Origin of the sequence: Streptomyces sp. NWU339 (genome assembly GCF_003143855.1) — a bacterium.
Lineage (GTDB): Bacteria > Actinomycetota > Actinomycetes > Streptomycetales > Streptomycetaceae > Streptomyces.
The window spans coordinates 198,845-216,144 of sequence record NZ_QFRK01000005.1 but is presented as its reverse complement, the minus strand read 5'-3'; the positions used below and the strand labels follow the sequence as shown (position 1 = coordinate 216,144).

The window sequence follows — 17,300 nt, the reverse complement described above, 5'->3', positions numbered from 1 at the left end:
CCCGCGGCTCGTGGCAGTGGGACACATTCGGCCTCCGATCCGAGAACGGTGGAACGTATGACGAATCCCCTGGCGGGACTGTTCAGGGCACGGCAGAAGGAAGCCGCCAGGCCGGCCCTGTTCGCCCGGAGCACGCGCCTGTGCGGCGAGTACCTCGCGGCACAGGGCGCCACGCCCGCTCCCGCCCGGCTGACGCAGGCGATCGGCGCCTTCGCCGTCTCCCTCGAGACCCCGTCCGCCGACCCCTTCGACGCCCTGCTCCAGGTCGGTGAGCGTGCGCTCGAGGCCGGTGGGGACGGCGCGTTGCGCCTCGCCCTGGGCGTCGCCGAGACGGCGACCCTGATCCGGCAGCGGTCCAAGGGCGCCTGGCGGCTGCACGGCCTGGCCCTGGACGGGCTCGGTCGTGGCGAGGAGGCTCTGGAGAGCTACGAGCGCCACCTCTCGCTGCGGCAGAACGGCGCCGGAGCACCTGAGATCGCCCGCAGGGTCGACACCCTGCGCCGCCGGAAGGCGTGCCTGGACGCAGCCATCGCCCTCTCCCCCGGGGCCGACTCCCCCCTGCACGGCCTGCACGGACGGCCCACCGCGAGCGCGGCGCCCGAATTCGCCGCCCACGTACGGGCGCGGGTGGCCGAGCACGGCATCGCCGACCCCGGCGTACGGCGCCTGCTGAAGGCGTACAGCACGTACCGACGGCTCGTCGAGCGGACCGGAACACCCGACCCGCTGCTCGGCGGAAGCACTCCGATCGGCGTCAGTGGTCTGCGTCGCCTGGTCGCGGGGCGGACGGTGTGCCTGGTCTCGCACGGCGGGAACGCGGCCGGGAACACAGCCGGGAACGGGCTGGGCGCCGAGATCGACGGCTACGACCTGGTGGTGCGCTGCGACTCGTTCCGCATCCGCGCCGAGGACACCGGTGAGCGCACCGACCTGCACGCCGTCTCGTTGCGGGGCGAGACCCCGTGGAACGGGCCCGTCTGGACCGAGCCGGCCGGCATCCGGCTGGTGTTCGGCGACCCGGCCGCGGGATGGCGCCGCGCCACCCGGCAGCGGCTCGTGCCCGGGGCGCAGGAGCACATCGGTGACGCCTCCCTGCGCCGGCCCCTGACCGACCCCGCGCTGCTGGGCGAGGACAGCTGGGAAACGGCGACCACCACCGCTTTCACCGTCCTGAGGCTGCTGGACTTCCTGGATGTCAGCCCCCGTCTGGACCTCATCGGTTTCGGCCTGCCGGGCCGGCTGCGGCCGAGGGAAGCCGAGTGGGTCATGGACCGTGCGACGCGCGTCGACGACAGCAAGATGAGGATCGCCCTGAGATGACCCACTCCTCCGCGGACGACCGGAGCACCGTCACCGGCAGACGCCGGATGGCCTTCGCCGTCCACACCGACTCCGACCGCCTGTCCGGTCTCCCCACGCTGATACGCAGCCTGGCACTGACCAACCCGGGCGTGTGCGAGGACTTCGTGGTCCTGCACCCGGGGCTGCCCGACGCCGCGTTCGACGCGCTGCGCCGCCTGCACCCGCGGATCGTCACGCGCCGGGCGGACAGCCGCGCGGACCTCTTCCGGCTGGAGGGCTACGACACCGTCATCGCCCTCGGTCCGGCCATGGTTGTCCTCGGGGACATCGGTGAGCTGCTGCGGATGCGTCACGGTGTGGGTGCCGTACCGCAGTTGCTGTGCGACGCGGAGGGCGGTGCGCGGCGCGCCGTCCTGCCCGACGGCCTCCTGGTCGTCCAGCGCGCCGACGTGGACGACGCCGTGGCGGTCCGGTTCGCCGACGTCCTCGAGGAGAGCGGTCCGGACACGCCGGCGGACGTCCTGGTTCCGCTGGACGCGCGCTACGACTTCCTCTCCCGGCGGCTGTACGACGACACGCCGGTGCCCCCGAACGTCGCCGTCCTCCACTTCACCGAGCCGTCCGACGCGCCCGGGTACGGTCCGGCCGCCGAGGCGCGGCGCCGCTTCGAGATGAGCGACGACGACTTCCGGGCCGCCTACTGCGCCCTGCCCGGTGGCAAGCACCCCGACCTCCTGGCACACTGCGCGCCGCCCCTGCTCGAGGCGCGCCCCTCCCTCGACCTCGCCCGTACGGTGGCCGACGTGTACCGCAGGCAGGGCCGCCACGACGAGGCCGTCGACGTCCTGGCGCCCGTGGTGGCGGACCGGCTGGACGCGCCGCGGTGCCACGAGACGCTCGGCCTGTCGCTGATGGCGCTGTCGCGCTACGACGAGGCCGAGGCCCACCTGCTGCTGGCGGCGGCGTCACCCGATGTCGCCCCGCGCGCCTTCGCCCAGCTCGCCCGCCTGGCGTGGCTGTGCGGGCGGGAGGAGGACGCGCACGCGTACGCCCGGGACGGCCTGGAGGCCGACCCCACCGACGCCGGGTGCCACGGCTGGTACGTCCGTACCCGCGCGAAGGGTCCGGAACCGCGGCGGCCGGCCGCCGCCGCGGACCAGCTGGCGCACGTGGCGTTGTTCGCCGAGGGCCAGGAGAACGCCGGGGACAAGGTCCTGCCCGAGGCCGTGCGCATGTGCTTCGACGCCGACACCGGGCCGCGCCGCTGGTACCGGCAGCCGGTGCACCACCTGGTCGACGAGGCGGCGCTGGAGCAGCTGAACGCCCGGCGCGGGGTGATCGTGGGCGGTGGCGGGCTCTTCCTCCCGGACACCTCCCCCAACGGCAACAGCCACTGGCAGTGGAACGTCCCGGACGGGATCCTGGCCCGGATCACCGCTCCCCTGGCGGTGTTCGCGGTCGGTTACAACGTGTTCGACGGGCAGCTCTACCGCCGGGCCCGGTTCGCCGAGAGTCTGCGGGTCCTCGTCGAGCGGTCGGCGTTCTTCGGGTTGCGCAACCACGGCTCGATCGAGCGGGTCCGCGATCTGCTGCCCGAGGAGTTGCGCGACCGGGTGCGCTACCAGCCCTGCCCGACCACGGTGGCCCGGTACCTCGTCCCGGGCCTGCTCGACCCGGCGGAGCGGTCCGACACCGTCCTGGTCAACTGCGCGTACGACCGCGCGGGACTGCGGTTCGGCCACGACTACGGCCACTTCCTCGCCCAGATGGCCACCGCGCTGCGGGCACTGCGGGAGAGGACCGACGTGCGGTACGCGGCCCACATGCCCGCCGACGAGAAGTTCGTGCACGACCTGCGCCGGGAGCACGGCCTCAGCCTGCCCGTGGAGCAGCTGTACGACATGTCGAACGACGGCATCCGCGATCTGTACGGCCGGTCGCGACTGGTGATCGGCATGCGCGGGCACGCGGGCATGATCCCCTTCGGCTGCGGCACCCCGATCCTCAGCCTGGTCTCCCACCCGAAACTCGCCTACTTCCTGTCCGACATCGGCCGCGCGGAGTGGGGGCTGTCCGTGCACGACCGGGAACTCGGCACGCGACTCACGGAGCGGGCCGCGGCGATCCTCGACGACCACGCGGCGGCCGTGGCGGACGTGCACGACGCACAGAAGTTCCTGTGGGAGACCACCCGGTCGAACATCGACGAACTCCGGGAAACCTTCGGCCGAGCGTGAGACACCGAGAATTCACCTGCGAAGCGTACGGAATTCACCCCTCCGTCTCGGACCGCATCTTCCCTTTCGAAAAAGTCGACAGACTGTTCTGCATCTCCGTATCTCCCTCCTTCAAGCGTGAGAGGCCCCCGTGCCGAGATTGTCCGTCGTCGTCCCCATGCACAATGTGGGAGCGTTTGCCGAGAGCACGCTGCGAAGCCTCGCCAACAACGCGGGCCCCGATGTCGAGTTCCTGCTCGTGGACGACTGTTCCACGGACTCCACTTCCTCGGTGATCGACCGATGGGCGGAACGGCGGCCCCGCGCCAGGGTGATCCGGCACGAGAAGAACATGGGGATAGCCCAGGCGCGCAACAGCGGTATCGACGCGGCGGACGGCGAGTTCGTCACGTTCCTCGACGGTGACGACTGGTACGGGCCCGGCCACCTCGCCGAACTGGTGCGTGCCATGGACGAGCTGGGCTGCGACTTCGCCCGTACCGATCACGTCCAGGCCACCGGCACCGAGCGGGTGATCCGGCGGCCCTCGGCACCGGCGCGCAACATCGTGATGGATCCGCGTGAGGGAATAGCGCCGGCCGACATGGAGACCATGGTCGACTACCCCTTCGTCTGGGCGGGGATCTACCGCCGGCGTCTCTTCGACGACGGCGGCATGCGCTTCGCGACCGAACTCCGCACGGCGGAGGATCGGTTGTGGATCTGGCAGCTGCACCTGAAGGCCAGGACGTACGCGTCCCTCGGTGTGCACGGTGTGTTCTACCGGCGGGGCGTCGCGACCTCGCTCACCCAGATCAAGGACTCCCGTCAGCTGGACTTCATCCCGTCGTACGACACGCTGCTGCGGGAGCTGCAGCAGGACCCGGAGGCAGAACGTTTCCTCCTCAAGGCCGTACGGACCTACTGCGCCATGATCGCCTTCCACATCGGCAAGGCGAACGAGTACGAGCCCTCGGCGGCGCAGCGGTTGCGGCAGGAGACGCGAGCCGCGCTGCACCGCATGCCCCAGCATGCGCTCGAGGAGACCCTCAGAACCATCGACAGCACTCGAAGCAGGTTGCTCAGCCGCCTGCGTGACGGGCGGAAGGCTGCCTGATCCATGTCCCGCAAGACCCAGATCTTCCAGGTCTCGACCCTCTACGGAGCGGCCACCCTCGCCGCGGCGCTCGACGCGGGCCTGTTCGGACCGCGTGACGGGGCCCGGCGCATCCTGCTGGTCTCCAACAACGCCGCCATACCGGAGACCGCCCTGCGGCTCGACGAGATGCACGGCTACGCGCGCATAGCGGGCCGGTTCGACTCGGTGGTCAGCTGGAACGAGGCGATCAGCCCCCACCATCCCAGCGCCTGGGGCCCGCGGGGCAACGACACGGTGATGTGGCAGAAGGCGTTCCGTCTGCAGTGGGGCATCGGCGAGCGGGACCTGATCGAACTCGCCGTCGAGTCGATCCAGGTCAACCCTGCCCGCGCGCTGGCGGCGATCTTCTCCGAGAGCACCGTCCACGTGTACGCCGACGGCCTCATGAGCTACGGCCCGACCCGGGACAAGCTGCCGCTGACCATCGCCCGCCGCATCCGGCGGCTGCTCCACCTCGACCTGATCCCCGGTCTGAAGCCCTTGCTGCTGTCCGAGTACGGCGTCGGGCCCGAGGTCGTCCCGGACGAGGCGTTCCGCGAGGTGCTCGACGAGATCTCCCAGGACGCGGCGGACGACCCGCGGTTGGCGCCCGTCCTGGAGGAGGCGCCGACGGCCGTGCTGCTCGGCCAGTACCTGGCGGCGATCAACATCCTGAGCGCGCAGGAGGAGGAGGACCTCCATGTCCGCATGCTCACCGGGGCCGTGCGGGCCGGCCACCGGTCCGTGGTCTTCAAGCCCCATCCGACGGCACCCGCCGGCTACTCGGCGGCGCTGAGCAAAGCGGCGGCGGACGCCGGGGTCCGGCTCACCGTGCTGGACGCGCCGCTGCTGGCCGAGACGCTGTACCACCACTGCCGTCCCGCACTCGTCGTCGGCTGTTTCTCGACGGCGATGGTGACCGCCTCCGCCTACTACGACGTGCCCGTCGCACGGGTGGGGACCGGACTGGTGATGGGGCGCCTCAAGCCCTATCCGAACAGCAACCGCGTGCCCCTGGCCGTGGTCGACCATCTGGTACCCGACCTGGAGCGCGACCAGGACCCGGCGCTCGTCGGCACGGCCCCCGAGACGTTGTCACCGCTGGTGAACGCGATGGGTTTCTGCATGCAGCCCAAGACGTACCCACAACTGCGGGAGTCGACGGCCGACTGGCTGCGACGCAACCTGGCCGGCAGCCCCGGCCACTACTTCCCCGAACCTCGGCTGGCCGAGCTCCGCCTTCCCGGCAGCAAGTCCCGATCGCGCGCCAGGCTCCAAGTGAGCCGGGCGAAGCGCGTGGTGCGCAGGACGGTACGGCGCGGCGTCCGGAAGGGGTGACGCAACTCCGGCCACCGGAAGACCAGTCCTCTCACCCGCCCCGGATCGCCAACCGAGACCCACCGGTCACAGTGGAGCCATTCACTCGTCAACTCCCGTACACCGGGCACACGGAGAGTGGCCCGGTGCCGAACGACACCGCAGTGCTCCTGCCGCAGCAGCAGAGCAGCGCTCCTTCCGGACAGACCGCCGCACCGCGCGAACACCGCTTCGACATCGACCTGATGCGGCTGGTCTGTTCCGCCACCATCATGCTGGGACACGTGGGTGCCCAGTTCATCCGCTCCACCGGCAACGATCCGGAGAACGGCTCCGGATCGTACTGGGCGGGACACGTGGCGGAGGCGATCAACCCGTTCGCCGTTCCCATGTACTTCGCCATCGCCGGCTGGGCCGTGCTGGTCGGCGCGCCCCCGCGGGACAGCGCGCGGATGTGGCAGCGGATCGTCCGCAACCTCGTTCCGCTCTTCGTGTGGACGGCGATCTACCTCGTCTGGGCCTGGCTGCGCGACCGCAACGACCGGCCCGTGGCCGAGCTGGCCACGGACTCCCTCTTCGGCTCCGTGCAGCCCGCCTACCACCTGTGGTTCATGTACGCCTACATCCCGATCATCATGCTGCTCGCCTTCGCGGTGCTGCTCAAGGCCGGCAAGCGGCCCTGGGGGCTCGGGGCGGCCCTGCTCGGCATCGCGGTCCTCCCCAGCGTGCTGACCACGCTCGCCGAGGTGACGGATCACGAGATGCCGTCCTCGGCCTGGGGCTTCGGCACCTACTCACTGGTGTACGCGGTCGGCGGCGCGCTGCTGTTCTCCCTCCCGGCCGGCGCCGTACGGTCGCGTTGGCCGCTGTTCCTCCTGCTGCCGCTCACCATGGTCGGGGCCCTCTGGTACAACACGCAGATCCATTACGTGATGCCCAACGCGCACCTGTTCGTCGCCCTCATGAGCATCTGCGTGCTGCTTCTGATCAGCAGGGTCAGGGTTCCCGAGAAGCGGCGGCCCCTGCTGCGGAAGCTGGCCAATGCCGCGCTCGGCGCGTACATGGTGCACGTGCTGTTCGTCGAGGAGATCGTCGCCCCGCTGGTGTCGCCGGACTTGAGCGGACCGGTGGCGGGGCTGCTCCTGGTGGGCCTGCTGATCACCGTCATCGCCCTGTCGTTCGCCACCAGCCTGCTGTGGGGGAGGCTGAACCTGCGGCGCCTGCTCGGGTGAGCCGGCCGGAGCGCGTACGCACGGAGAGGCCCCACCCCGCCGGAACGACCGGACCCGCGGGGGCGGGGCCTTCGGCGTTCCCGCGTCCACCGGCCTCCGGCGCACCCGGATCCCGTGAGGGCTCCATACGGAGTTCGCCACTTGTTCGCCTGCCGATCGACTTCGTATTCCTCCCCCACCGCGGCCCCGCCCCTAGCCTGTCCCCAGTCCACGAGCCGCATCACTCCTGCTCGACTCCCGACGGATTGAGGCATTCGGTTCCATGAACAGCCGTTCCCTGCTGACCAGCTCGGCTTCCCGGCGCCTGCTGCGCCCGGTGGCCGACCTCATCGACCGACGCATCGAGCGGCGCATCCGCTCGGCGGCCGCCGCGGACACGGTGGAGAGAGCTCGACTCCGCGATGCCGTCGAGGAGACGAAACGCGGGCAACTCACCCTCGACCTGCTGCTCGGCTCTCGTGGTCGAGGTCTTTCACGCGTGGTGAGCCCCGGCCCGCTGGGCCGCCTGCACTCCGAGGTGGCCGAGCTGGCGGGGGACCGGGCCGCCGCCGAGCGCAACGTCGCCACCGCGTTCCGGCTGCTGGTCTCACTGGAGTCGCTCGGGGTCGGCCGGATCGCCGGCGGCACCATGAACATCTGCGGCAAGCTCGGCACCATCCCCCTGCTCGACCCGCCGAACGACGAGATCCTCGAGATCGGCACGCTCTACGGCATGTTCTCCACCGGGCTGATCCGGATGCTGGAGCGCGACGGCCGCAGCCCGAGCGTGACGATCGTCGATCCGTTCGCCGGCGTGCAGCTCCAGCCCGGCACGCCACGGCGCGACGACCCCTCCGGCACCCCGGTCGACGAGCACGCCGTCCGCACCAACCTCGCCCTGGCCGGGCCGGCGGGCCTGGCCGCCCGGATCCAGCGCGGCTTCTCCGAGGACCCCGACACCCGCGCCGCCGTCTCGGACCGCCGCTACGGCGTGATCGTCGTCGACGGCGACCACTCGGCCGAGGGTGTCGCCAGGGACCTCGAATGGGCGGAGGAGATCGCCGCCCCGGGCGCGATCGTCGTCCTCGACGACTTCGGCGACCCCAAGTGGCCGGGCATCAAGGAGGCGCTGGACAAGCACCTCACGAGCGACACCCGTTTCACCTACCTCGGCAAGGCGTCCCACTCCGCGTTCCTACGGGCTTCCTGACACCCGGACGGGGGGCAGGGGCGCGGACGGCGCGGACAGTACGAAGCACGGAGGACCACCAGCGTGACCGAGACGGCCGTCAGCCCGGCGCCGCAGCCCCGGCCCACCGCCACGGCGCCCCGGTCCAGGACCTCCGGCGGCCGTCTGCGCGCCCTGGACGGACTGCGGCTGCTGGCCGCGCTGATGGTCGCGGCCTACCACTACGGTGGGCGGGGCGGCGATGTCAGCACGGCCTGGGGCAGCTCGCCGAAGGAGCAGTTCCCCACCCTGCACGAGTACTTCTCGTACGGCTGCCTCGGCGTCCAGGTCTTCTTCGTGATCAGTGGATTCGTCATCTGCATGAGCGGCTGGGGCCGACCGCTGCGGTCGTTCTTCTCCTCCCGCGCCTCCCGGCTGCTGCCCGCCTACTGGGTGGCGGTCCTGCTCGTGACGGCGGTGTTCGCCCTGCCGGTGGTCGTCTATGACGCGGTTTCACCGAGCGACGCGCTGGTGAACATGACGATGCTCCAGCAGCCGCTCGGCGTGGACCGGGTGCTGGGCGTGTGCTGGACGCTGTGGGTCGAGGTCCGTTTCTACGCGCTGTTCGCCCTGTTCGTGGTGATGCCCGGGGCGAGCCGGCGGCGGGTGATCCTGTTCTGCGCCGTGTGGACCGTGGCCGCCGCGATCGCCGACGCCGCGAACGAGCCGCTGCTGGACCTCGTCCTCATGCCCGAGTACGCACCGTTCTTCATCGGCGGCATCGGCCTGTACCTCGTCCACCGCGACCGCGAGGACGCTTCCCCAAGCTCTCGGCTTCGCTCGAGCAGGGGAGACCCCACTGCCTGGGGCATCGTCGGGGTGAGCTGGCTGATCGGCCAGCACTACGCGGTCCAGGACCTGTGGCACGCACCGAGCGCGGACGCCTTCTCCCACCGGACCTCGGTCGGCATCATCCTGGTCGTCACGCTCGGTTTCGCCGCGGTCGCCGCCGTCGCGCTGGGCCTGCTGAACTGGGCGAACTGGCGCTGGCTGACCGTCGCGGGCGCCCTCACCTACCCGTTCTACCTGGTCCACGAGCACCTGGGCTGGGTGGTCATCCACTCCCTGCACCGCGGCCTGGGCATCGGCTCGGCGGAGACCTTCGCCCTGACGATCGCCGCGATGCTGCTGCTGGCCCGGCTGCTGAACCGGTACGTGGAGGACACCCTGACCCCGAAGATCCGGACCCGACTGTCCCGGCCCTCCCCCAAGCCGCTGTCCGAGGCGGCCTGAGCCCAGGACAGCCGTCTGCCCGCCGACCGTGGCAGGCCCGGCCCTACGCGCTCGCCAGCGAAAGCTTCACCGCGAAGCCCAGGAACAGGGCGCCCGCCGCCGAGGTCGCCCCCGCCGACAGGCTCCGGCGGCGGCGGAAGGCGTCGGCGAGCCGGGTGCCGCCGAATATCAGTGCGCTGAGGTAGAGACCGCTGGCGAGCTGGAGCATGGCTCCGAGGATCACGAAGGACAGTGCGGGATAGGCGTAGCCCGGGTCGACGAACTGCACGAAGAAGGCGACGACGAACAGGATCGCCTTCGGGTTGAAGAGGCTGATGACGAACGCCTGGCGGAAGGGCCGCTCCGCGGTGGTGGCGGCGGCCGGGGCCCCGGCCGGGTCGCTCTCCCGGCGCGTGCGCCACATCTTCCAGGCGGCGCGGAGCATGCCGATGGCGAGCCAGGTCAGATATCCGGCGCCCAGCAGCTTCACGATCCCGAACAGGAAGGCGTTCGTCTGGAGCAGTGAGGCGGCTCCGGCGGCCGACAGCGTCATCAGCACGGCGTCCCCGCACCAGACCCCGGCTGCGGCGGTGTACCCGGCCCGCACGCCCCGGCGGGCGGCGACGGACAGCACGTACAGGGAGTTGGGGCCGGGCAGCAGCACGATGAGGACGAGCCCTGCCAGGTAGGTGGGGAGGTCTGTGACGCCGAACATGGAGGGAGTGTCGCACGAGGTCGCGACACTCCGCGCCGGTATTTCAGCCGTCGAGAAGCGTGTCCACGGAGAGCTCCACGCGCACGCCGACCGACTCCGGGACAGCCACGTCCTGGCCGCGCTTGAAGCGCTGTGGGTCGGGATACTTGCCCTCGGCCGGTTCCGTGTAGAGCAGGACCTCGTCGTGCTTGCGGTCCACGACCAGGTAGGCCGGGATGCCCGCCTGGGCGTAGCACTCGACCTTGGGACCGAGGTCGTCCGACCAGTTCGACGACGTGATCTCTACGACCAGACGGAAGACGTTCGGCGCGTAGTAGTTCTTGGTGACGTAGGCGTCGCGGAAGTCCTCGTCGACAACGGAGAAGTCCGGGATCGCGAAGTCCGCCGGCAGTGTCGGCAACCAGAGCCCGACACCCTGGACGTATTCCAGTCCGGTCTCGGTGATCCCAGCACGGTCGAACGCCCTACCGATTTTGGTCAGCGCAAGCTGATGCGAGCCATCCGGCGGCGGTGTCACAGTGAGCCTCCCCTGGAGAATCTCCACGCGGTGGCCAGGCAGTGCACGGGCAAGCTGGTCGGCAGCCTCGCCCAGGGTCAGCTCCTGCTGCAGTACGGCCATGGCGTCCTCCTTTTCGGGGCCCACTCCCCACGAGAGTAACCGGGGCGGGTCGAATACCGCCCATGATCACCCGTACGGATTAACAGCCCAGGTCAGAACGCGTCGCTGGGCACGTACGTCCCCCAGATCTCCCGCAGCGCGTTGCACACCTCGCCCACCGTCGCCCGCGCCCGCAGGGCCTCGCGCATCGGGTAGAGGACGTTGTCCTCACCCTCCGCCGCCTTCTTCAGGGCGGCGAGTGCCGAGTCCACGGCGCCCTGGTCGCGCTCCGCGCGGAGCTTGGCCAGGCGTTCGGCCTGCTGGGCCTCGATCGCCGGGTCGACGCGCAGCGGCTCGTACGGCTCCTCCGCGTCGAGCTGGTAGCGGTTGACGCCGACCACGACCCGTTCACCGGAGTCGGTCTCCTGGGCGATGCGGTAGGCGCTGCGCTCGATCTCGCTCTTCTGGAAGCCGTGCTCGATGGCGTTGACCGCGCCGCCGAGGTCCTCGACCTTCCGCATCAGCTCCAGCGCCGCGGCCTCCACCTCGTCGGTCATCTTCTCGATGACGTAGGAGCCCGCGAAGGGGTCGACGGTCGCCGTCACGTCCGTCTCGTAGGCCAGGACCTGCTGGGTGCGCAGGGCGAGGCGGGCGGACTTGTCGGTGGGCAGCGCGATGGCCTCGTCGAAGGAGTTGGTGTGCAGGGACTGGGTGCCGCCGAGGACCGCCGCGAGGCCCTGGACGGCGACGCGAACCAGGTTGACCTCGGGCTGCTGGGCCGTCAGCTGCACACCGGCCGTCTGCGTGTGGAAACGCAGCATCAGGGACTTCGGGTTCTTCGCCCCGAACTCCTCCTTCATCACCCGCGCCCAGATCCGGCGGGCCGCCCGGAACTTGGCGACCTCCTCCAGGATCGTCGTCCGGGAGACGAAGAAGAACGACAGGCGCGGGGCGAAGTCGTCGACGTCCATCCCGGCCGCGACCGCCGTGCGGACGTACTCGATGCCGTCGGCCAGCGTGAACGCGATCTCCTGCGCGGGGGACGCCCCCGCCTCCGCCATGTGGTAGCCGGAGATCGAGATCGTGTTCCACTTCGGGATCTCGGCCCTGCAGTACTTGAAGATGTCGGCGATCAGCCGGAGGGACGGCTTCGGCGGGAAGATGTAGGTCCCGCGCGCGATGTACTCCTTCAGCACGTCGTTCTGGATCGTGCCGGTGAGCTTGTCGGCCGGTACGCCCTGCTCCTCGGCGACCAGTTGGTACAGGAGCAGCAGGAGGGCGGCGGGCGCGTTGATCGTCATCGACGTCGAGACCTGGTCCAGCGGGATGCCGCCGAACAGCACCCGCATGTCGTCGATCGAGTCGATGGCGACGCCCACCTTGCCGACCTCGCCGGAGGCGATCGGGGCGTCCGAGTCGTGGCCCATCTGGGTGGGCAGGTCGAAGGCGACCGACAGGCCCATCGTGCCGTTGGCGATCAGCTGCTTGTACCGCGCGTTGGACTCGGTCGCCGTGCCGAAACCGGCGTACTGGCGCATCGTCCAGGGGCGGCCGGTGTACATCGTCGGGTACACGCCCCGGGTGAACGGGTACGCCCCCGGGGCACCCAGCTGCTCGGCCGGGTCCCAACCCTCGAGGGACTCCGGTCCGTAGACCGGTTCGATGGGCAGTCCGCTCTCGGTGGACCGGGCACTGTCCGACTCGCGCGCCATGGTGTGATGCCTCCCGCTGAGCGGTGCTGCTGGGACCGCTCGCCTGTTACCCGTCAGTTACCCGCCAGTAAAGACCCGACGCCTCGACGGACTGTAGCCGTGCGGGTGCGGCCCGGTGCAGAGGCGCACGCTGGGACCTTGCTCACAGGGCCGGTGGGACCGCGCTCACAGCACACGCCGCCCCGGCCGTCTTCCCGTCACACACCACCATGCCCCGTGGTTCGGAAGCGGTCACGTCCGGGGAACATCTCAGGGAAAAATCCTGGATGACGACCGACCGCGACCGGTGAGACGACGGGGGGGCCGCGTGCGTAGTACGGGCATGGGGACGGGGAGAGCGGTGGCCGCGCTTCTGGCGCTGGCCGCCCTGACCGGCGGTGTCGTGGGGTGCACGGTGCAGCCCGTCGACGCGGACGGCAAGCGGCGTTCACCGATACGCATCGAGAGACCGAGCGGGACGCCGTCCGCGTACCGGCCCCCGGATTCCGGGTCCGGTTCGGACGGCGGAGGAAAAGGCGGCCGTGGCGGCGCGGAGACCGCCGCGCCGCCACGGCCGCCCGCGCGGGTGCTCTGGTCGCCCGGCGACTCGGGGCGTGACGTCCGCGAGCTCCAGGCCCGGCTGCGTCAGGTCGCCTGGCTGTTCGACGGCCCCACCGGGACGTACGACGGCCGGACGAGGGAGGCGGTCGAGGGTTTCCAGGGCAAGCGCGGGCTGCCGCGGACCGGGAGGACCGACACCGTCACCTGGCAGCGGCTGCTCGGCATGACGCACGAACCGGGCAAGTGGGAGCTGTACCTGATGGGCGGCCAGCCGGCCGCCGCACCCGACGCGCGGTGCCGGACGGGCCGGGTGCTGTGCATCAGCAAGTCCACCCGCACCCTGCGCTGGATGATCGACGGGCGGACCGTGACGACGCTGCCCGTCCGTTTCGGCGCCGACCCGACACCGACCCGCGACGGCGTCTTCCAGGTCTACTGGAAGTCCCGCGACCACTGGTCGACGCTCTACGACTCGCCGATGCCGTACGCCATGTTCTTCAGCGGCGGCCAAGCCGTGCACTTCTCGGCGGACTTCGCCGCGCGGGGCTACGCCGGTTCCTCGCACGGCTGCGTCAACGTGCGGGACGAGGCCGCCATCGCCCGGCTGTACGGGCAGGTGCGCACCGGCGACAAGGTCGTCGTCCACGGGTGAGCGCCACGCGGGCACGGAGGGGCGAGAAAGGGCGCGGGCAGGACCGGGGGAACGTGTCCCGCCCGCGCCGAGAGGCACGAGCCACAGGTACGGGGGGAACCCTGGCTCAGTGCCGAAGCCGATGACCAGTCGGCTCACTCATTACTGCGCCCCGGCGGCCAAAAACGTCACACCTGGCGGCCAAGAAGCGACCAAAGCCCGCAAAGCCACAGGTCAGCCGGGTTTTTTGGCACCCTTGCCGTTGTTGCCGCCGTTGGCGTTGCCGCCGCCGTTGGCGTTGCCGCCGCCGTTGGCGTTGCCGCCGCCGTTGACGTTGCCGTTGCCCGCGCCCTGGTTGCCGTTGTTGCCGTTATTGCCCTTGTTTCCGTCGTTTCCGTTGTTTCCGTTGCCCCTGCCCTTGTTGCGGGGGCCGGAGTCGCCGTTGTTCTGCGCCGAGGAGCCGGAACCGGAGCTGCTGCCGGAGCTCGTGCCGCCGCCTGAGCCGGTTCCCCCGGCCCGGGCGGCCAGGACGTTCTCGCAGTACGGCCCGACCTGGGAGGGGCCGCCCGCGGCATTCTCCAGGACTCGCTTGCGGTTGCCCTGGAGCTTCCTGCCGTCGCGCAGCGCGCGGCAGGCCGAGGCGATCTGCCCGCGACCGGCACCGGCCGCCGGGTCGCCCGGCCGCGTCGCCATACCGCCGTCCTCGTCCTCGTCGGCGTCCTCGTCGGCGCCTGCCCCGTCCCCTCGTCCCGCAGCCGCTTCGCCGTCCCCGGACCGCTTGCCCGGGTCGCCCTCCGGTGTGTCCCCGCCCCGCGGGTCCCCCTGTGGCGGGGGCGGCTGGAGGCGTTCGGGGGTGGCGGTGGCGGAGGCCGCGGGGTCGGAGCCCGAGGACCCCGCGGACAACGCCGGCAGGACGCCGGTCGCGGTCACGACCGCTGCTCCACCGAGCATGCCCACGGTCAGCGCGGCCGCCAGCCCGTAGCGCACGGGGCGCGCCCAGCGGGGCCCCCGCCGGGCTCCGGAACCGTCCGCACGCGGGGCGCCGATACGGATCAGCCCGGCGTCGACGGCCCGCGTTCCGACCCGGCGCGCGGCGGATGGGTCGGACCGGTCGGACGGGTCGACGTGCAGCTGTCCCGCGCGTTCCTCGCGCACCTTGCGGAAGGCGGCCAACGCGGCGGCCTCCCCGGGGAGTTCCTCGTCGGCCGACGGGGGTGGGGAGGAGAGCGCGCCGAGCGTTCGGGCGAGGTGTTCTGCCTGGTCACGGGTGGCCGGGTCGGCAGCTTCGAGTGGCTCTCCGTTCAGCAGTCGCTCCGCGGTTTCGCGGTTCAGCCACCTGTACTGCTCGTCGGCCATCACATGTCCTTCTGCGTCCGCGCTCGCATCTGCGTCACACTCGCGGACGTCACCGCGGGGCGGCGCGGTTCTCTCTGGAGGGGGAGGGCATCGAGCACCCCGGTGGATTCCGGATGCGCCTCCGGATCGCCGTCGAGCATCTCGGCCAGCCGTTTCAGGCCCCGGTGCGCGGCCGTACGGACGGCGCCCGGCCGTTTGCCCAGCGTCTCGGCGGCGGTCTTCGCGTCGAGGCCCACGACCACCCGGAGGACGACGGCCTCGGCCTGGTCCTGCGGCAGTCGGGCGATGAGGGCGAGGGCGCCGTCGGTGGCCATCGCCTCGATGGCCCGGTCCGCGGTGTCGAACGCCGCGGCCCGCCCGGTCAGTTCGGTCTCGTCGCCGCCGATCGCGGGGCGGCGCCCGCGCATGCGTATGTGGTCGAGTGCGCGGTTGCGGGCGATCCGGGCGGCCCAGCCGCGGAACCGGTCCGCGTCACCGCTGAACCGCTGCAGGTCCCGGGCGATCTGCAGCCATGCCTCGGACGTCACGTCCTCTGCGTCGAGCTCGCCGACCAGTGTGCGCACGTATCCCAGCAACCGCGGATGCACGGCTCGGTACACAGTGCGGAACGCGGTCTCGTCCCCGTCCTGTGCCGCCCCCACCGCGGCGGTCAACTCCGCGTCGTCCCCCAACACCGCGCGCGCCCTTCTGCGCCTCAGCCGGCACCGCTTCCGCGGACCGGGTACTCGCCGTCGTGGTTGCTCGATCGATTACGGACTCTAGGGCCTGCCCCGGGGCCCGTGACGGTCGTGGTCGTTCGTCCTTCACGGCCTGGCGCGAAAGGCACGTTACGACCTTAAACCTCTCCCCGTCCATGCCCGTCCACGATTTCGTGCATGGTTCAACAAACCTGTGACCAGGCGGTGTGCGGGTGGTGTGACAGAAAACGCACACAGGACGCTGTAGGAGTTACGGGCCGCCGCGCGGCCCGTGCCGCGCGACGGCCGGGGCCTCTCCTGTGGGGGGTGGCGGCCTCGGCCGTTGCCTTGGCGGCGAGATCTCGCGGGACGCCACGGAGGGCGTCCCGCGACCGCTGAGCGCCCTGTTCTTGTCGGCCGACGGAACCGGACTACGGATTCTTCTCTCCACCCGACTGAGCAGGATTGCCCTGGGTACCGCTCACGCCGTTGCCCGAGTTGCCCGAGTCGTTGCCGGAGTTACCCGGCCCGCTGCCGGAGTTGCCGGAGCTGCCCGGCCCGCTGCCGGAGGAGCTGTTTCCAGCCTCGCTGTTCGGCACACCGGCCTCGCCGTTCGGTACACCGGTGCCGTCGGGGCCCGCCTGGGCCGTCGCCGACCGCAGATGCCCGGCGCAGTACGCCTCGACGTTCGCCGCGCCGCCCGCAGCCTCGACGAGCCGCTTCCATGCGACCGAGTCCAGCGCCTTTCCGCGCCCCTTGACCCGCTCGTACGCCCGGCAGTGGGCTTCGGTGTCCCGGGCCTGCGCGGGGCGCTCCGACACCGCGGGGTCGGAGCCGGGGCCGGAGTCCGAAGCCGCGCCGGAGGGCCGGCCGGCGGACGAGCCCCCGGACTGGTCCCGGGGCGGTGCGGAGGTGCTGGCCGGAGCCGTGGTACGGCTGTCCCGGCTCCCGTCGTCCCCGGGGCCGTCCACCGCCGAGCCGGCCGCGCCGATCCCGGCGACGGCGACCCCGCCCAGACTGAGACCGGCGATCAGGACGGAGAGGGTGGCCTTCATCGAGAAGCGGCCGAGGCGCCGCTCCCGCGGCCGCCAGTCGTCCCGGCGCCGGGTGCGGGCGCCGGTGCGATGCGCGTCCGTCTCCCTCGCCTCCCGGAACGCGGCCACGGCCCGCTGCTCGGCCCCGTCGTCGACACCGTCCCGGACCAGCGTCCGGACGAGCAGCGCCTCGAGGCCCGCGGCGCCACGGACACCGTTCGGTCCGGAGCCGGGACGGTCCTGTCCGGCCGGGCGGTGGCCCTGCGGCGCGCCCTCGGGGTGCCCACGCCGACGGCCGGACGGCGCGCCGTCGTTCCTCCGCTCACCCATGTCCGTTTCCGTCCCTGCTCGATCCACTCGGTTCACTCCCGGTCCCGCCCGGCACGGCCGGTCCACACGGCCCGCGCGCCCCG

General features: G+C 71.5%; 14 protein-coding genes. 8 read left to right on the top strand and 6 right to left on the bottom strand.

The genetic code is table 11. The features are described 5' to 3' along the window. Nucleotides 1–57: 57 nt before the first annotated feature. The 7 genes from DIZ27_RS09095 (at nt 58) to DIZ27_RS09065 (ending at nt 9,645) form a co-directional block, all read left to right on the top strand. Nucleotides 58–1,320: a glycosyltransferase family 29 protein gene (locus DIZ27_RS09095; protein WP_109377809.1), complete on the top strand. Its 1,263-nt coding sequence runs from the start codon at nt 58–60 to the stop codon at nt 1,318–1,320. Then, entirely contained in the window at nt 1,317–3,539 is a 2,223-nt protein-coding gene (locus tag DIZ27_RS09090) for a polysaccharide pyruvyl transferase family protein (protein ID WP_109377808.1), read from the top strand. Before DIZ27_RS09095 ends, DIZ27_RS09090 begins: the two co-directional genes overlap by 4 nt. 130 nt (nt 3,540–3,669) lie before the next feature. Beyond that, a complete protein-coding gene (locus tag DIZ27_RS09085) occupies nt 3,670–4,635 on the top strand; it encodes a glycosyltransferase family 2 protein (protein ID WP_109377807.1) in 966 nt (321 codons plus the stop codon). Between the two features lie 3 nt (nt 4,636–4,638). After that, on the top strand, nt 4,639–5,994 hold the full coding sequence (locus DIZ27_RS09080) for a polysialyltransferase family glycosyltransferase (RefSeq protein WP_109377806.1): 1,356 nt from the start codon (nt 4,639–4,641) through the stop codon (nt 5,992–5,994). A gap of 125 nt (nt 5,995–6,119) precedes the next feature. Next, the gene (locus tag DIZ27_RS09075; protein WP_109377805.1) at nt 6,120–7,205 is read left to right on the top strand and encodes an acyltransferase; all 1,086 of its coding nucleotides are present in this window, start codon (nt 6,120–6,122) and stop codon (nt 7,203–7,205) included. Nucleotides 7,206–7,467: 262 nt separating this feature from the next. Next, nucleotides 7,468–8,394, top strand: coding sequence for a class I SAM-dependent methyltransferase (locus DIZ27_RS09070; protein WP_109377804.1), 927 nt, complete (start codon nt 7,468–7,470; stop codon nt 8,392–8,394). Between the two features lie 63 nt (nt 8,395–8,457). Beyond that, nucleotides 8,458–9,645 (top strand): acyltransferase, encoded by a 1,188-nt coding sequence (locus tag DIZ27_RS09065; RefSeq protein WP_109377803.1) that lies wholly within the window; start codon nt 8,458–8,460, stop codon nt 9,643–9,645. Between the two features lie 43 nt (nt 9,646–9,688). On the opposite strand, the gene leuE is transcribed toward DIZ27_RS09065, so the two are convergent. From leuE to DIZ27_RS09050, 3 genes are all read right to left on the bottom strand, one after another. Next, nucleotides 9,689–10,339 (bottom strand): leucine efflux protein LeuE, encoded by a 651-nt coding sequence (leuE, locus tag DIZ27_RS09060; RefSeq protein WP_109377802.1) that lies wholly within the window; start codon nt 10,337–10,339, stop codon nt 9,689–9,691. 43 nt (nt 10,340–10,382) lie between these two features. Beyond that, nucleotides 10,383–10,958 (bottom strand): Uma2 family endonuclease, encoded by a 576-nt coding sequence (locus DIZ27_RS09055; protein WP_109377801.1) that lies wholly within the window; start codon nt 10,956–10,958, stop codon nt 10,383–10,385. Between the two features lie 92 nt (nt 10,959–11,050). Continuing rightward, nucleotides 11,051–12,649 (bottom strand): methylmalonyl-CoA mutase, encoded by a 1,599-nt coding sequence (locus DIZ27_RS09050; RefSeq protein ID WP_109377800.1) that lies wholly within the window; start codon nt 12,647–12,649, stop codon nt 11,051–11,053. Between the two features lie 322 nt (nt 12,650–12,971). Between DIZ27_RS09050 and DIZ27_RS09045 the strand changes: the two genes are divergently transcribed. Further along, a complete protein-coding gene (locus DIZ27_RS09045) occupies nt 12,972–13,841 on the top strand; it encodes a L,D-transpeptidase family protein (RefSeq protein WP_109377799.1) in 870 nt (289 codons plus the stop codon). Nucleotides 13,842–14,054: 213 nt separating this feature from the next. Here the strand turns inward: DIZ27_RS09045 and DIZ27_RS09040 are convergent, their stop codons facing one another. The 3 genes from DIZ27_RS09040 to DIZ27_RS09030 form a co-directional block, all read right to left on the bottom strand. After that, entirely contained in the window at nt 14,055–15,176 is a 1,122-nt protein-coding gene (locus tag DIZ27_RS09040; RefSeq protein ID WP_109377798.1) for a hypothetical protein, read from the bottom strand. Beyond that, nucleotides 15,176–15,850, bottom strand: a complete 675-nt coding sequence (locus tag DIZ27_RS09035) for an RNA polymerase sigma factor (RefSeq protein WP_109377797.1) — start codon at nt 15,848–15,850, stop codon at nt 15,176–15,178. The genes DIZ27_RS09040 and DIZ27_RS09035 overlap by 1 nt, the downstream gene beginning before the upstream one ends. Nucleotides 15,851–16,284: 434 nt before the next feature. Beyond that, nucleotides 16,285–17,217: a hypothetical protein gene (locus tag DIZ27_RS09030; RefSeq protein ID WP_109377796.1), complete on the bottom strand. Its 933-nt coding sequence runs from the start codon at nt 17,215–17,217 to the stop codon at nt 16,285–16,287. Nucleotides 17,218–17,300 lie beyond the last annotated feature (83 nt).

Coding starts and splice junctions, on each gene's coding strand:
- DIZ27_RS09095 (WP_109377809.1), top strand. CDS start 58: ATGACGAATCCCCTGGCGGGACTGTTCAGGGCACGGCAGAAGGAAGCC.
- DIZ27_RS09090 (WP_109377808.1), top strand. CDS start 1,317: ATGACCCACTCCTCCGCGGACGACCGGAGCACCGTCACCGGCAGACGC.
- DIZ27_RS09080 (WP_109377806.1), top strand. CDS start 4,639: ATGTCCCGCAAGACCCAGATCTTCCAGGTCTCGACCCTCTACGGAGCG.
- DIZ27_RS09070 (WP_109377804.1), top strand. CDS start 7,468: ATGAACAGCCGTTCCCTGCTGACCAGCTCGGCTTCCCGGCGCCTGCTG.
- leuE (WP_109377802.1), bottom strand. CDS start 10,339: ATGTTCGGCGTCACAGACCTCCCCACCTACCTGGCAGGGCTCGTCCTC.
- DIZ27_RS09055 (WP_109377801.1), bottom strand. CDS start 10,958: ATGGCCGTACTGCAGCAGGAGCTGACCCTGGGCGAGGCTGCCGACCAG.
- DIZ27_RS09050 (WP_109377800.1), bottom strand. CDS start 12,649: ATGGCGCGCGAGTCGGACAGTGCCCGGTCCACCGAGAGCGGACTGCCC.
- DIZ27_RS09045 (WP_109377799.1), top strand. CDS start 12,972: ATGGGGACGGGGAGAGCGGTGGCCGCGCTTCTGGCGCTGGCCGCCCTG.
- DIZ27_RS09040 (WP_109377798.1), bottom strand. CDS start 15,176: ATGGCCGACGAGCAGTACAGGTGGCTGAACCGCGAAACCGCGGAGCGA.
- DIZ27_RS09030 (WP_109377796.1), bottom strand. CDS start 17,217: ATGGGTGAGCGGAGGAACGACGGCGCGCCGTCCGGCCGTCGGCGTGGG.